Source organism: Marinobacter lacisalsi (assembly GCF_042651045.1).
In the GTDB taxonomy this organism is placed as follows: Bacteria; Pseudomonadota; Gammaproteobacteria; order Pseudomonadales; family Oleiphilaceae; genus Marinobacter; species Marinobacter lacisalsi.
The window spans coordinates 333,422-348,567 of record NZ_JBHSDI010000010.1 but is presented as its reverse complement, the minus strand read 5'-3'; the positions used below and the strand labels follow the sequence as shown (position 1 = coordinate 348,567).

The 15,146-nt window shown below is 60.4% G+C and carries 13 protein-coding genes; 12 read left to right on the top strand and 1 reads right to left on the bottom strand.

Annotated elements, in window-relative coordinates; all coding sequences use genetic code 11:
• The first annotated feature begins 80 nt into the window (after positions 1 to 80).
• The 10 genes from ACFOZ5_RS07415 (at position 81) to ACFOZ5_RS07370 (ending at position 11,920) form a co-directional block, all read left to right on the top strand.
• Positions 81 to 2,477 carry a Lon protease family protein gene (locus ACFOZ5_RS07415; RefSeq protein WP_379886382.1) on the top strand — a complete coding sequence of 799 codons (2,397 nt, stop codon included), beginning with the start codon at positions 81 to 83 and terminating at the stop codon, positions 2,475 to 2,477.
• Complete coding sequence (locus ACFOZ5_RS07410; protein WP_379886381.1) at positions 2,467 to 3,315, top strand: universal stress protein; 849 nt, start codon at positions 2,467 to 2,469, stop codon at positions 3,313 to 3,315. The genes ACFOZ5_RS07415 and ACFOZ5_RS07410 overlap by 11 nt, the downstream gene beginning before the upstream one ends.
• Positions 3,316 to 3,390: 75 nt before the next feature.
• Positions 3,391 to 5,010, top strand: a complete 1,620-nt coding sequence (locus ACFOZ5_RS07405; protein WP_379886380.1) for a BCCT family transporter — start codon at positions 3,391 to 3,393, stop codon at positions 5,008 to 5,010.
• Entirely contained in the window at positions 4,982 to 5,443 is a 462-nt protein-coding gene (locus ACFOZ5_RS07400) for a universal stress protein (RefSeq protein ID WP_379886379.1), read from the top strand. The genes ACFOZ5_RS07405 and ACFOZ5_RS07400 overlap by 29 nt, the downstream gene beginning before the upstream one ends.
• A 163-nt stretch (positions 5,444 to 5,606) precedes the next feature.
• Positions 5,607 to 7,811: an OsmC domain/YcaO domain-containing protein gene (locus tag ACFOZ5_RS07395; RefSeq protein ID WP_379886378.1), complete on the top strand. Its 2,205-nt coding sequence runs from the start codon at positions 5,607 to 5,609 to the stop codon at positions 7,809 to 7,811.
• A 102-nt stretch (positions 7,812 to 7,913) separates the two neighbouring features.
• On the top strand, positions 7,914 to 8,429 hold the full coding sequence (locus ACFOZ5_RS07390; RefSeq protein WP_379886377.1) for a PaaI family thioesterase: 516 nt from the start codon (positions 7,914 to 7,916) through the stop codon (positions 8,427 to 8,429).
• A 94-nt stretch (positions 8,430 to 8,523) separates the two neighbouring features.
• Positions 8,524 to 9,174, top strand: a complete 651-nt coding sequence (locus tag ACFOZ5_RS07385; RefSeq protein WP_379886376.1) for a cupin domain-containing protein — start codon at positions 8,524 to 8,526, stop codon at positions 9,172 to 9,174.
• Positions 9,175 to 9,406: 232 nt separating this feature from the next.
• The gene (locus ACFOZ5_RS07380; RefSeq protein ID WP_379886375.1) at positions 9,407 to 10,189 is read left to right on the top strand and encodes an SDR family oxidoreductase; all 783 of its coding nucleotides are present in this window, start codon (positions 9,407 to 9,409) and stop codon (positions 10,187 to 10,189) included.
• A 172-nt stretch (positions 10,190 to 10,361) separates the two neighbouring features.
• Entirely contained in the window at positions 10,362 to 11,045 is a 684-nt protein-coding gene (locus tag ACFOZ5_RS07375; protein WP_379886374.1) for a hypothetical protein, read from the top strand.
• A complete protein-coding gene (locus ACFOZ5_RS07370) occupies positions 11,042 to 11,920 on the top strand; it encodes a TraB/GumN family protein (protein WP_379886373.1) in 879 nt (292 codons plus the stop codon). The genes ACFOZ5_RS07375 and ACFOZ5_RS07370 overlap by 4 nt, the downstream gene beginning before the upstream one ends.
• A 60-nt stretch (positions 11,921 to 11,980) precedes the next feature.
• Here the strand turns inward: ACFOZ5_RS07370 and ACFOZ5_RS07365 are convergent, their stop codons facing one another.
• Positions 11,981 to 13,144 carry a pectate lyase gene (locus ACFOZ5_RS07365; RefSeq protein ID WP_379886372.1) on the bottom strand — a complete coding sequence of 388 codons (1,164 nt, stop codon included), beginning with the start codon at positions 13,142 to 13,144 and terminating at the stop codon, positions 11,981 to 11,983.
• Positions 13,145 to 13,828: 684 nt separating this feature from the next.
• Here ACFOZ5_RS07365 and ACFOZ5_RS07360 point away from each other — a divergent pair.
• Positions 13,829 to 14,548, top strand: coding sequence for a hypothetical protein (locus ACFOZ5_RS07360; RefSeq protein ID WP_379886371.1), 720 nt, complete (start codon positions 13,829 to 13,831; stop codon positions 14,546 to 14,548).
• The gene (locus ACFOZ5_RS07355; RefSeq protein WP_379886370.1) at positions 14,545 to 15,048 is read left to right on the top strand and encodes a Mut7-C RNAse domain-containing protein; all 504 of its coding nucleotides are present in this window, start codon (positions 14,545 to 14,547) and stop codon (positions 15,046 to 15,048) included. The genes ACFOZ5_RS07360 and ACFOZ5_RS07355 overlap by 4 nt, the downstream gene beginning before the upstream one ends.
• Positions 15,049 to 15,146 lie beyond the last annotated feature (98 nt).

Below are 15,146 nucleotides of genomic sequence, written 5' to 3'. Positions count from 1 at the left end.
CCGGGGTTCGCACGACTGGTCTACCCTTGGGTTGAGGAACACGCATAATCATTGCCACATGGACCATGCTGGAGGACCGGATGACGTTACCCGCCGCGCTGACGGAAGATCAGGTTTACCGCCGCTGCCCACCAGAAGCACTCGATTTTGACACTACCGACACGCTGCAGGACCTTGACCAGCCCCCGGGGCAGGAGCGGGTACTAAGGGCCCTGGAATTCGGCGCCAGCATGGGCGCGAAGGGCTTCAACCTGTTTGTGCTGGGGCCATCCGGTGCAGGCAAGAATGAGCTGGTGGAACGATTCCTGGAAGACTACTCGGCGGGCCAGCCGGTTCCTTCAGACTGGTGTCATGTACACAACTTCCAGAACACGGACAAGCCCCACGCCATTGCCCTGCCGGCTGGTGAGGGCGTCCACTTCCGGGATGACATGCACGAGCTGGCCGGCGAGCTGAAAACGGCCATTCCGGCCACCTTCGAGAGTGAGGAATATCAGACCCGCCTGCAGGAGCTGCAGGAGGAGCTGGCCAGGCGCCAGCATGAGGGTCTGTTCAGGGTTCAGGAAGAGGCGAACCAGAGCAATATCGCCATGCTCACAACGCCGGCCGGCTTCACCTTTGCCCCCATGCGCGATGGCGAGGTGATCGACCCCGAGCAATACACCGAGCTGTCGGACGACGAAAAGGAACTTATCGAATCCAAGGTGGAGGATCTCCAGAGGAAGCTGCAACAGACCATCCAGCAGGTTCCGCGGCTGCGCAAGGAGTTGCGGGAACGAATCCATGCCCTGAACGAGGAAATGGTAGAGCTGACCGTCGGCAGCCCTTTCAGTGAACTCCGTGATATATGGGCCCACCTGCCCGATGTCATCAGCCATCTGGACGCGGTAAAGCAGGACGTGGTGGAACACGCGGAAGTCTTTCAGGACAGCAACAGTTCCCCCACTGGCCTCCTCAACCGCTACCGCGTCAACCTGCTGGTGAACAATGCGGACACAACGGGCGCCCCGGTGATCTACGAGGACCTGCCCAACCACCAGCACCTGGTGGGCCAGATAGAACACCGGGCCCACCAGGGCAACCTGTACACCGATTTCACCCTGATTCGTGGCGGTTCCCTGCACCAGGCCAACGGTGGCTACCTGATCGTGGACGCGCGCCGCATCCTGTCGCACCCCATGGCCTGGGAAAGCCTCAAGCGCGTGTTGTTCTCGGGGGAAATCCGCATCGAGTCCCTGGAACGGCTCTATGGCCTGGTCAGCACCGTCAGTCTGCAACCCGAACCGGTACCTGTATCGGTCAAGGTCGTGCTGCTGGGCGACCGGATGTTGTACTACCTGCTGTCCCACTACGACCCGGACTTCCTGGACTTGTTCAAGGTGGAGGCGGATTTCGAGGACGATATTGACCGGGACGGCGACAGCTACCGGCTTTACGCCCGGATGATCGCCACTATCGCCCGGTCGGCGGGCACCCGTGTAATGGACCGGGGCGCCGTCGCCCGGCTGATCGAGCACGCCAGCCGGCTGGCCAACGACCAGCAGAAACTCACGGCCCATGACCGGGTACTCAAGGACCTGTTAAGCGAGGCGGGCCACTGGGCCGCTCAGGCCAACAGTGACCGGATTGAAGCTGTTCACATCCAGCAGGCCATTGATGAACGGGAGCACCGGGCCAGCCGGGTGCGGGAACGCAGCCTGGAACAGATACGCCGGGGCGTGGTGATGATTGCGGTGCAGGGGCAGCAGGTCGGTCAGGTCAACGGCCTGTCGGTGCTCAGGCTGGGCGCCATGATGTTCGGCCAGCCCTCCCGCATCACCGCCACTGCCCGCCCCGGTAAGGGCCAGGTGGTGGATATCGAGCGGGAGGTAAAACTCGGCGGTCCGATCCACAGCAAGGCGGTGATGATCCTGTCCCGCTTCCTGGCCAACCGCTATGCCCCCATGGCGGAACTGTCGCTGTCTGCCAGCCTGGCGTTCGAACAGTCCTACGGCGGCGTGGAGGGAGACTCCGCCTCGGTCGCTGAAACCTGCGTGTTGTTGTCCGCCATTGCCGGCGCCCCCCTGACACAGTCCCTGGCGGTCACCGGCTCCATGAACCAGCATGGCGAGGTTCAGGCGGTGGGCGGGGTTAACGAGAAGATCGAAGGCTTCTTCAACGTCTGCAGGCAGTCCGGAGAAGTCAACGGCCAGGGCGTGCTGCTACCCGCCAGCAATGTGGAACACCTGATGCTGAACGAGGAGGTGCGGCAGGCAATACGGGCAGGTCGCTTCAGCATCTATCCGGTGACCCATATTGACCAGGCCATCGAGTTGATGACCGGGCTGGAACCTGGCCTTGCAAACGCCGACGGCGAGTTTCCCGAAGGCAGCTTTAACCGACGGGTGGCAGACCGCCTCGCCGCCTTCGCCAGCGTTGCCCACAAACAGGATGACGAGGGAGAGAACGGCAAAGGAGATAAGGACCATGGCCACTGATCAACAGGGTTCCGGCGGCCGTGTGCTGGTATTGCTGGACGGATCTCCGCTCAGCCGTTCAGCACTGACGGCAGCTGCAGACATTGCCGACGCCCGGGGTGCGGACGTGCTAGGTATCTTTGTTGAGGAAACCAACCTGCTTCGCAGCGGGGGATACCTGTTTGCCCGGGAAGTGGGGGCCAGTTCCGGCCAGATTCGCCCTCTGGACACATCCCGTATCGAAGCGCGGATGCAGTCGCTGGCCCGCCGGGCCGGCATGGCCCTGGAGCAGGTCATGCTGGACCGCGGCATTCGCCAGGCCCTGAAGCTGTGCCGCGGGCATGTGGTCGGTGAAGTACTGAACCTCGCCCGGCCCGAAGATCTGCTGATCCTGGGGCGGGCGGGCTGGTCCGCCAGCCCCGGCATGATGCTCGGCTCCACAGCCCGGGCGCTGGTTCGCCGCGCCCCCGGGGAGGTCCTTTTGTGGTGTGACAACCGACCGCGCGCCCATGGCCGGGTCGTGGTGCTACTCAACCATGACCAGGGCGCCAATCATCGGGCCGCTGACGTGGGAGCAGATCTGGCCCGGCGTTATCAGCAGCCGCTAACGATGCTGGTGAGAACCGGTTCCGACGATGAGCGCCCGGTAACGGATGACCTTCGCTCCTACCTGGAGCAGACTGGCATCATCGCCAGGGTCAGATGCCTGCCCATGACCGGAGCAGAGGAAATCATTCGCGCCCTGCAAGAGGAAAACGCGGCTCAGCTGGTGCTGAGCCGCAGCTGTCGCCTGTTCAACGAGCCGGAGGCGGATGCCGTGATGGGCACCATCAACCTGCCCATCACCGTGACTCAATAACCCACGGAAGGCGTCGAACCAGCCCGGCTATGTTACCGTGCAGAGGTTTTCACCGCTTGATACCCGGAGGCTAGCGTGCTCGAACGGCTCCAGCGCCGACTTGGATTACAAACCATTCCGGCGGTTTTCTTTACATCCGCTGGCATTGCCACTGTGTTCGTTATGCTGGCGGTTCCGTTTGATCAACAGGTGGCGGACAGCTTTGGCCAACTCACCGGATGGGTCGCCCATCACCTGGGCTGGTTCTATATCCTGTCTGTCAGCGGTTTGCTGGTGTTTCTGATTTCGCTTGCCATCAGCCGCTTCGGTTCCATCCGGCTGGGGGCCGACGACAGCCGACCCGATTATTCCAACCTCACCTGGTTCACCATGCTCTTTGCCGCCGGCATAGGCACCATTCTGATGTTCTGGGGCGTGGCCGAGCCGGTGTCGCATCTTTCAAAACCGCCATTCAGCGGTGTCGCGGCGGGAAGTGAAAAAGCGGCCAGTGATGCCATGACGCTGGCCCTTTATCATTTTGGCCTGCACACCTGGACCATCTTTGCCCTGCCCGGACTGGCGATCGGCTACTTCGCCTACCGCCACAACCTGCCCATGCGCATCAGCAGCCTGTTCTACCCCATTCTTGGTGACCGGGCGTTTGACCCGTGGGGCTGGGCTGTTGATATTGTCGCGGTATTGGGCACCCTGTTCGGCGTGGCCACCTCCCTGGGCCTGGGCACTCTGCAGCTGAACAGTGGCCTGTCCTACCTGTTCGGCATCCCGTCCGTCGGTCTGGTGCAGGTTGCCCTGATCACCACCATCAGCGGTATTGCGGCAACCTCGGTGGCCCTGGGCCTGGACAAGGGCGTTCGGCGGCTGTCCCAGATCAATATCATCCTGGCCATCGCGCTGATTGCTTTCGTGGCCGTGGCAGGACCGTCGGTGTTCATCGCCGAGGGCATGGTGCAGAGTGTCGGAGACTATCTGCATGCCCTGCCCTGGCTGGCGTTCTGGACCCAGACCTTCAGCGAGTCAGACTGGCAACGCCAGTGGACCCTGTTCTACTGGGCGTGGACCATTTCCTGGGCGCCCTACGTCGGCATCTTCATCGCCCGGATCTCCCGTGGCCGGACCATTCGAGAGTTTGTGGCAGGTGTTCTGCTCGCCCCGACCACGTTTACCCTTATCTGGTTCGGGGTGTTCGGTCTTTCTGCGATACACGTGGAAATGAACGGTCAGGTGGATCTGGCGCAGCAGGTGCAGCAGGATCCATCGGTGGCCATCTTCGCCTTCCTGGACACCTTCCCGCTTGCGGGTCTGGCATCGGCCCTGAGCGTGGTCATTATTGTGATCTTCTTTACCACCTCGTCCGACTCCGCTTCGCTGGTGATCGACATGCTGACCCGCCGGGATGACCAGCCGTCACTCGTTCGCCAGCGCATCTTCTGGGCCGCCGCGCAGGGGGTTATCGCCGCCACCCTGCTGCTGGCCGGCGGGCTGGATGCGCTGCAGAATGTCATCACGTCCCTCGGGCTGCCATTCTGCATACTGCTCGTGTTCATGGCGGTGTCGCTCTATCGGGCACTGCGAGCCGATTACCGGGGCTACAGCATGGGGGAACTGGTTCGTGGCCAGGCCCTGCCGGAAGTGGAAGCCCCGTCCGATGACTCACAGGAGAATGACTATGTACCGGAAACTTCTGATCGCCATTGACCCGGAGGACGACGGTGAGGGCAAGCGGGCGCTGGAAACCGGGTCGGACCTGGTTGACCCGGAGGGTGAGCTGCACCTGGCCAGCGTGTACCACCCCGAGGGGGGTGGCTTCTTTCCCCATGTCAGTGAACAGGCACCGGAAGAGAAAGAGGCGGAGGTTCGCCAATCCCTGGACCTGCTCGCCCGCAAGTATCTGCCCATGAACTGCGACGCCACCCTGCATGTGGTTGCCGGTAATGCGGGCGAAAAACTGGTGGCACTGGCCAGTCAGTTGAACACTGACCTGATTCTGCTGGTCTCGCGGGGCAGCACCGGCCACTGGCCACTTCGCCGGGCCACCGTGGAGTATGTGACGGTCAATGCCCAATGCCCGGTGTTGGTGCTGCCGGCCATAGACAAGGCTGAGCCCGCCGGGGAGTCCACCGCCGACTGATGGCGTCGGACTCCGGGCAGCCTCTGGTGATTTTCTGCCCTACGACCGAGACGACACGGTCCAAAAACTGGATAATGGCGAGCCTTGAGCCCCAGGGAGCCTCTGCACCTTTACTACCGCAGGCTTCTGGCCCGTCACATTCTCCAATCCGGGTAGTCTCGCCATGGAAATCAACGTCAACTTTCTCGACAACCTCCGCCTGGAAGCAAAGTTTGACGACTTCACCGTCGTCACCGACCAGCCCATTCGCTACAAGGGCGATGGCTCCGCCCCCAGCCCGTTTGACTACTTCCTGGCTTCGTCGGCACTGTGTGCGGCCTATTTCGTAAGGGTCTACTGCCTGGCACGGGACATTCCCACTGACAATATCCGTCTGTCCCAGAACAACATCGTCGACCCGGAGAACCGCTACAACCAGATCTTCAAGATCCAGGTGGAATTGCCGGAAGACCTGCCCGAGAAACACCGCCAGGGTATCCTGCGCTCCATCGACCGCTGCACCGTTAAAAAGGTGGTGCAAACCGGCCCCACCTTCGACATTGAACCCGTCGACAACCTGGCTGAAGACGCCCAGGCCCTGCTGACAATCGAGCCGGACGAGCAGCACCGTACCTATATTGAAGGCAAGGACCTTCCGCTGGAGCAGACCATTGCCAACATGACCGGCATCCTGGCGGACCTCGGCATGAAGATCGAGATTTCCTCCTGGCGCAACATTGTGCCCCATGTGTGGTCATTGCACGTGCGGGATGCCTCCTCCCCCATGTGCTTTACCAACGGCAAGGGTTCCACCAAGGAAAGTGCCCTGTGTTCCGCCCTGGGTGAGTTCATCGAGCGGCTGAGCTGTAATTTCTTTTACAACGACCAGTTCTTCGGCGAAGACATCGCCAACCGGGAGTTTGTCCACTACCCGGACGAAAAATGGTTCAAGCCCGGGCCTGACGACGAACTGCCGGAGGGCATCCTGGACGAGCGCTGCCTGGCCATCTACAACCCGGATAGTGAACTGCAGGGCTCCAACCTGATTGATACCAACTCCGGTCGGGTGGACCGGGGTATCTGCGCCCTGCCCTTTGTGCGCCGGTCGGACGATCAGGTGGTGTATTTCCCCTCCAACCTCATCGAGAACCTCTTCCTCAGCAACGGTATGAGTGCCGGCAACACCCTGCAGGAAGCCCAGGTCCAGTGTCTGTCGGAAATCTTCGAGCGGGCGGTGAAGAAGCAGATCATCGAAGAGGAAATCGCCCTGCCGGATGTGCCCCTGTCCGTGCTGGAGCAGTACCCCCACATCCTGGAAGGGGTGCAGGCACTGGAGAAGCAGGGCTTCCCCATTCTGGTAAAGGACGCCTCACTGGGCGGCCAGTACCCGGTCATGTGCGTGACCCTGATGAACCCGAAAACCGGCGGTGTATTTGCCTCTTTCGGCGCCCACCCCAGCTTCCAGGTGGCGCTGGAGCGCAGCCTGACCGAGTTGATGCAGGGCCGCAGCTTTGAAGGCCTGAACGACATGCCAGCACCCACCTTCAACAGCCTGGCGGTGACCGAGCCCAACAACTACGTGGAACACTTCATCGATTCCACCGGCGTGGTGTCCTGGCGCTTCTTCAGTGCCCGGTCCGACTACGGGTTCAGCCACTGGGACTTCTCCGGCACCAACCAGGAGGAAGCAGACCGGCTGTTCGGTATCCTGGAAGACCTCGGCAACGAGGTATACATGGCCGTCCATGAAGACCTGGGCGCGCCGGTCTGCCGCATTCTGGTGCCGGGCTACTCCGAGGTCTACCCGGTGGAAGACCTGGTCTGGGACAACACCAACATGGCCCTGGACTACCGGGAGGACATCCTCAACATTCACCGGCTGGACGATGACCGGCTCGCCGACCTGGTGGAGCGCCTGGAAGAGAGCCAGCTGGACAACTACATGAAGATCATCAACCTGATCGGTGTGGAGTTCGATGAGAACACCATCTGGGGTCAGCTCACCATCCTCGAGCTGAAACTGATGATCTACCTGGCGCTGCAACAGCATGAGGAAGCCCTGGACACCGTGGATGCCTTTCTGCAGTTCAACGACAACACCGTTGAGCGCAACCTCTACTACCAGGCTGTCAACGCGGTACTGGAAATCGTGCTGGACGATGAACTGGAGCTGGACGACTTCATCGTTAACCTGCGACGCATGTTCGGCGACGACACCATGGACGCCGTTGTGGGTTCCGTGGATGGCAGCGTGCGCTTCCAGGGGCTGACACCCACCAACATGCAGCTGGATGGCCTGGACCGGCACCAGCGGTTGCTGGAGAGTTACAACAAGCTGCATGAGGCGCGGGCTGCCCGGGCACAGGCGGCGAGTAGCCAGCCGGCCTAGTATGCCTTAAATATTCCCGCAAAAACCGAGCGACCGCTCGATTCACTTTGGGTATCAGGTTATGCTATCCCGTTCTAAGAGACGAACAAAAGGATAACGATAATGACCGATACCCCCGCCGCACTGCAGGACCTGGCCAGCCCGGACGGGATCTGCTTCGGCTGTGGCAGCGTTCACCCCACCGGCTTGCAGCTGAAAAGCTACTGGTCAGAAGATGGCAACCATGTCGTGGCCAGACACACGCCTGCCCCGGAGTACACCGGTTGGCCAAAGCTGGTCTACGGAGGCCTGCTAGCCATGCTGGTGGACTGTCACTCCAACTGGACTGCCATGGCCTGGCACTACCGGACTGAAAAGCGCGACCCCGGCACCCTGCCCCGTATTGACTGCGTAACCGGCAAGCTCAACCTCACCTATCTCAAGCCAACGCCCATGGGCGTGGAACTTACCCTCAAGGCCCGGGTTGAAGGTGATGTTGGCCGCAAGAGCCGGGTTATCTGCGAAGTCTGGGCAGCGGATGTGCTGACTGTGGTGGCGGATTCCGTATTTGTGCGCGTGGATACCGAGGAGCTTACTGACCAGGCCCATGGCCGGCAGGAAAGTGAGACCTCCAACTGATACCGAAGCATCTGAAGCTTCGTAGGTTAAGGAATAAGCCAGACGGGACACCAGTGCCAACGTCATACAGACCAGCTACCTACCGGAGGCCGACATGCTCAACATGAATTTCCAGGAACGGGTGGTTGTTAACACCAACCACCAGGACTGGGTGCCAAGCCCGTCCGGCGGCGTTCTGCGCAAGCCACTTGCCCGGCAAGAGGCGGAGCGCGGACACGCCACCTCGGTGGTGCGCTACGAACCCGGTGCGAACTTCAGCCGCCACGAGCACCCTCTGGGTGAGGAAATACTGGTACTGGACGGTGTATTCTCCGACGAAACCGGCGACTACCCGGCCGGCACCTACCTGCGCAACCCACCCGGAAGTGGGCATGCTCCTTTCTCCCGCGAAGGCTGCACCCTGCTGGTCAAGCTGCACCAGTTCGATCCCCGGGACCGGAAAGCCGTGCGGGTTGATACCCTGACTGCGCCCTGGCTGCCAGGTCAGGGTGGCCTGCAGGTCATGCCGCTCCACGACTTCGAGCACGAACACGTGGCCCTGGTGAAGTGGCCAGCCGGCGAGCATTTCCAGCCCCATCGCCACTTTGGTGGCGAGGAAATATTTGTGCTGTCCGGTGAGTTCCGGGACGAGCACGGCCGCTACCCGGCCGGCACCTGGCTGCGCAGCCCCCACCTGAGCCAGCATCACCCGTTCGTGGAACAGGAGACGGTTATCTGGGTCAAGACCGGGCACCTTCCCGTGTAGCACCGCGGGTCAGACGGTGACGCCCATGACCTGGCCCCGGCAATACCACATTCACCTGAGCCGCCTCTGGACGACCGGAAGCCGATCGTTTCCAACGTAACCTTTTCAGCATGCCCGGAAAAAGTCAGAATGGGCCGGTACTTCGCCGGGGTAACACCGCATCGAGGTCACTCAGGCGGTCGCCTTACACCGGTTACCTACCCTTATAATGACAATTTCCGGAGCATGAACGATGTTTGAAAACCTCTTTTCCCTCGAAGGCCGCACCGCACTGGTCACCGGCGGTTCCCGCGGTATCGGCAAGATGATTGCCGCCGGTTTTATCGCCCAGGGCGCCAAGGTCTATATCTCCTCCCGCAAGGCGGACCAGTGTGATGCCGCCGCCGAGGAATTGTCACAGGGCAACGGTCGCTGTATTTCCCTCCCCATGGATCTGTCCACCGTGGATGGCTGCAAGGCCCTGACCGAGGAACTCAAGTCCCGGGAAGATCATCTGGACATCCTGGTAAACAACGCTGGCGCGGCCTGGGGTGCGGATTTTGACGAGTTTCCCGAGCACGGCTGGGACAAGGTGATGGACCTGAACCTGAAATCACCGTTCTTCCTGACCCAGGCCCTGCACGGCATGCTGAAAGCAGGTGCTTCGGACCACCAGCCGGCCAAAGTGATCAATATCTGCTCCATTGACGGCATTCGCCTGAACCCGCTGGAAACCTATTCCTACCACGCCTCCAAGTCCGGCCTGATCTTCCTGACCCGCCGTATTGCAGCAAAGCTGGTTGAGGACCGTATCGTGGTATCCGGCATCGCTCCGGGGCCCTTCCCCTCCGAAATGAACCGCACGGCCCGGGACGAGGCCGACGAAGTTGCCAGGAAAACGCCCCTGGGCCGGGTTGGTACTGACGAGGATATGGCCGGTGCCGCCATTTACCTCGCATCCCGTGCGGGGGACTATGTGGTCGGCGACACCATCGCCGTGGATGGTGGTCATGCCTATGCAAAACTGCCCTCGTAACCGTCGCTGATTGAGCAGGGCCGGGCATCGAACCAGCGAATGGATGAGCCCGGCCAACTCGTCTTACCTCCGTCCGGACATGGCGGCGCCCCGCACCCGGGTCATGCTATAGTCTGTAGCCTCAGGCTCGCCCGATCCTTCAGCGATACACACTTCAAAAACAGGACCCCGGATGTTCAGTACACTGCTATCGGACAGCTTTATATTTTTCAGGAATCACTTCTCCGCCATTGCCGCGATTATCCTGCCCATCATCATACCCTTTGAGATATTTTCAGCCCTTTATCAGCACCTCATCGCCAGTGATGGATATGCTCTTGCAGACCAGCTGATACTGATGATTATCGGGCTCATGATCTATCCCATTTATGCCGGCGGCCTGGTTTTCTTCATTGTCTCTGTGCTGAGGCGTGAGCCCATCGACAACAACACCGCATGGCGAATGGCGTGGGCGAACTGGAGCCGCTATCTGCTGGTGACGGTAATGATCACAGTCGCCGTGATGTTCGGCCTTTCCCTGCTGATCGTGCCGGGAATTATCCTTGGTGCACGACTGGCCTTTTCAGAGTTCGAAGTACTCCTCGGTGGCAATGATCCGGTAACCGCCATCAGCAAGAGCTGGCAACTGACCCGGGAATATATGTGGTACCTGGCAGGCGGGTTCATCCTGTTCACGGTCGCCCTTTATGCTCCCTACATTCTACTGGAGTACATCTCGAGCCCGGACAGCCCGTTGTACTGGGCAACGTCCAGCGTACTGAATGTGCTGGTTGCACTGTTCGGCGCTCTCTATACCGTTTTCGCATTTCGCATTTACGACCTGGTAAAACCACAAACGCCCCCGGAGACCGAATGACCATGAACATCCAATGGATTGGTAGGGTTGTCCTGTTGTTACTGTGTCTGGCCCCTGTTGCCTCCCACGCCGAGACGTCTGTCTGGAAGGTCAGCGGGGACGGCAACCATCTGTACCTCGGCGGTACCATTCATATTCTGAACAAGGCGGATTTCCCCCTGCCCCGGGCATTCCAGAGTGCCTACAACAAGGCCGACATGGTGGTTCTGGAAACCGACATGGCCGTAGTAAGGTCCCCTGAATTCCAGCGAAAGATCCTGCTGCAGACCACCTATTCCGGGGATGGCAGCATTATCCAGGATCTGTCGGATGACACGGTGAAGCTGCTCAGAAACCACCTGGAGCAACGGGGCATTCCCCCGCCCTCCCTGTTCCGCTTCAAGGCCGGCATGCTGTCAGTCACCCTGACGGTGCTGGAGCTGCAACATCTGGGCTTTACCGAAGCCGGTGTGGATGAGTTCTTCTGGCGACAGGCGCTGGAAGACAACAAAAAACTGGGCTACCTGGAATCGGCGGATGAGCAGATCGAGTTCCTGGTCAATATGGGCAAGGGCCATGAAGACGAGCTGATCCGACAATCCATCATGGAAGTCAAAAAACTGCCCGAGTACATGCATGTTCTCAGGGAAGGCTGGCGACAGGGCGATATGGAGCAACTCGAAGCCGTCGGGCTTGAACCCTGGGTGGACCAGTTCCCGGAACTATACGACACCCTGCTGTTGGACAGGAACCGTAACTGGATACCGGAAATTGAGCACCTGCTGGAAACAGCGGATGTGGAACTGGTTCTGTTCGGCGCCCTGCATCTGGTGGGTGAAGACGGCATTCTGGCGCTGCTGGAAGAGCGCGGCTACCGTATCGAGCAGCTGGACTGACGGCAAACTGCGAGGCCGGGCACAGGCCCGGCCTCTGGTACTTCGGTTTTCCATTACACTTCAGAAGCTGGACAGGTTGGAGCTGGTGCAGCTCGCCCAGTTACCAATGCACACCCGGCCCGCATTGCGCAGTCGGCTGTTGGAGATGTGCGCGGTGGAACGGGAACTGTCGGTACGGAAAATGCCCTCGCTCATATTGGAGATATCACAGTTATCGACAGTGATATTGACCTCAAACGTGGTGCCACCGTTCTGGCGCAGGAACTTGCCCATGTTGTCCACCACACAGTTGGACACGGTGATGTTACTGGCCGCATTCGCCTGCAGGAACTTGTCCGAGCCGTTATAGCCCTCAATATTACGCAGGATCACGTTGCCTTCCGACTTCACCGTCATCGCGTCTTCACCCACGTCAGTCCACCGGATGTTTTCCAGGGTACCGCCATTGTAGACGTGAATGCCGTCAGCACCGTTCTGGCCGATAATGACGTTCTTCAGGGTAGCGCCATTTTCCAGGCGGAAGACCGGATCCTGCCCCTCGCTCTGGCTTCCGTCGCCCAACGCGGAGCTTGGGTTGAAGGTGCGACACTGGCCGTCATAGGTGCCACCATTCACCACGATGGTCTCGCGCACAAACTGGCTGCCGGTGGACTGACAGGTTGAGCCCTTGACGGTCGGATCGGTCGGGTTACCGGGATCGGATCCGGAACCGCCATCATCGCCGTCGCCAACCGGACGGAACTGCCACTGCTGGTTTACAGCGCCGGTTGCCCGCCACTGACGGATATCGCCACCGTTGGAGGTGCTCCACATCCACACGTCCAGCGGCAGACCACTGTGCCGTGAACTTATGGTGTGATAGCCGCCACCGGCATTGTCGATGGCCCACTGCTGGTTGTAGTTACCGGTGTACTGCCACTGGCGGATTTCGCCGCCCGGGTCGCTGCTCCACTCCCATACATCCAGGGACTTGCCGCTGTGCACGGGGCGGATGGTGTGGAAACCGTTGCCAAGATTCTCTACGTCAAATTGCTGGTTTTCGGTGCCGTTATACTCCCACTGGACAACATTGGCGCCATCGTCAGAGCTGCCATTCCGGACTTCCAGGGCCAGCCCGCTATGGCGGGAAATGATGGAATAGCGACCGCTGTCGATCGCCAGAGCCGTCATTGCCTGCGTGGAGAGAATGGCAGCCAATACCGGTACATAAAAGGAACGTTTCATTTCTGCACTCCATTATTGTGGTTGTCTCTAGTGTGCCTTAACACAAGTTTGTCGATTGTCAGCGAGCCTGTGTGAACGTTGGGCAAGGCGCACGAGTGCAGGACTGGTGGGCCAATTCAAGCGAGTGCAACACAGCCCAACGTTCACACAGGCTCGCCCTGCGGGAGCCCGCCATGCCCCTCAGGCCGGTGTTGCGCCTCTTGGCAAGGGAACCACCCTTACCGGCGAGTCGCGCCTTGGCCTGTGGGGCATGGCGGGCTCTGACAGTCGACAAACTTGTGTTAAGGCACACTACCCCGCCCGGGACAGGCCCAACGTCCACTATGGATAGCTGCCCCGCACGTCGTCCGAAGCCTGCGGGCCTTCCCGGCCCGCCAACTCCTTCGCGTTTTCTGCCCGACAGCATGTTCACAACGGCAGACAATAAAGTCCGGCCCTCTGGAGACCGGATCTTGCGGCGAGAGTACCGCAGGAGCAGATCACAGCCCATGGACCCGGTAACACGGGAATCCTCAGTAAAGGAATCACGTTGTTCGGGTAATTCGGCTTTGCAGAATTGCGTACCGTGTTGTGTACCAGAAGGCCACGGTTACCCGGATCAGGTTGTCAGCGCCCGTCCAGGGTATAAACTTCTAGTGTCCCGGAAAAACGGCGGAACCAGAGGTAATTGTTATCGAGAAGCCATTGTCCACAGGTGCCCGACACTACGCTCTGCTGCTGGCCCCGCATCTACTGGCCGATATGGATCGCGTGGGTCTGGCACGTATCGTCCACTGCTCCGGTTTCCCGGAACACGAGATCACCAGCCTCTACTTCGAATTCTCGTCTGTATGTCGGGTGTTGCCGGCCGAGCCGGAATCCATCCCCCCTGAACTCTGGGAATACCTCCTCCACTGCCTTCAGCTTGTCTCCACGCTGGTCACCACAGCCGAGCAGGCCGACATTGAGCAGGCAAGACATAATGCCGTCAGGAAGTTCCTGCCCCTGGCCCGCGATGCGGTACAGCATGAATACGAGGAACAGCAACAGGAAGGAACGGTGGAGCTCAGGCTGGCCGCCCTGATGCGGAACCCGTCATCGCCGGAACAGTCCCGTGAGCTGTGCAAGGAGGCCCTGAGGCTCGAACGGGAAGAGCGGTACGAGTCCGCTCACCACCTCACCACGGAGGGCCTGGGCCTTTCCAGGACGATGATAGTCGACTGCGCCCTTACCTACGCTCACCGGTGGATAGCCGACTCGCCGGATCACTTCGCGCCGGTAGACCTGGTGATACGATTGCTGGACCTGCTTTACACGGTTCGCCAAGAAGTCGGTACCGAACCCGGGGGCCCTGACGAGGACACCATAGACCGTATTGTGCTGGGTCTCGGCAATGTCCTGTTCAGCGATGAGCTGGGCCTGTGACTTCCATCAGCCCGTCCCCGCCAGCGTTCGCGCTAGACGCCATGCTTGGCCGTCTGGCCCGGTGGCTGCGGGCACTCGGATTTGACACAGTCTACCAGCCGGGTGTTGATGACCATGACCTCGTGGCCCTGGCCGACAACGAGTCCCGCATCCTGCTGACCCGTGACCGCCACCTGATTACCTACCTCCGCCCCCGTCGCGGCCTGCTGGTCACGTCCGGCAGACCACTGGCGCAACTGGGTGAAGTTGCAGAGCAATATGGTATCGGGCCAACGGACGATCTGTTCAACCGGTGCCTGATCTGCAATACCCGGCTCAGGGCCGCCACCTCGCATGAGGTTGCTACGCAGGTGCCAAAGCAGTCAAGAACCCTGCCAGGCCCCTTTCTCGCCTGCCCGGGATGTGGCCGGACCTACTGGCCCGGCAGTCACGTCAGGCGTATGCGGAGTGCCCTGGCAGAGCTTTTCCCGGAACTGGCGAGTCATAATCCGCAAGGCTGAAACCTTTCCATCGATGTCATCCGCCGCTTTCGTGCTTCCCTGGCCACCCATGCCCACTTTGACTATGTTGAGAGGAGGATTGACAGAAGGACCTCTCA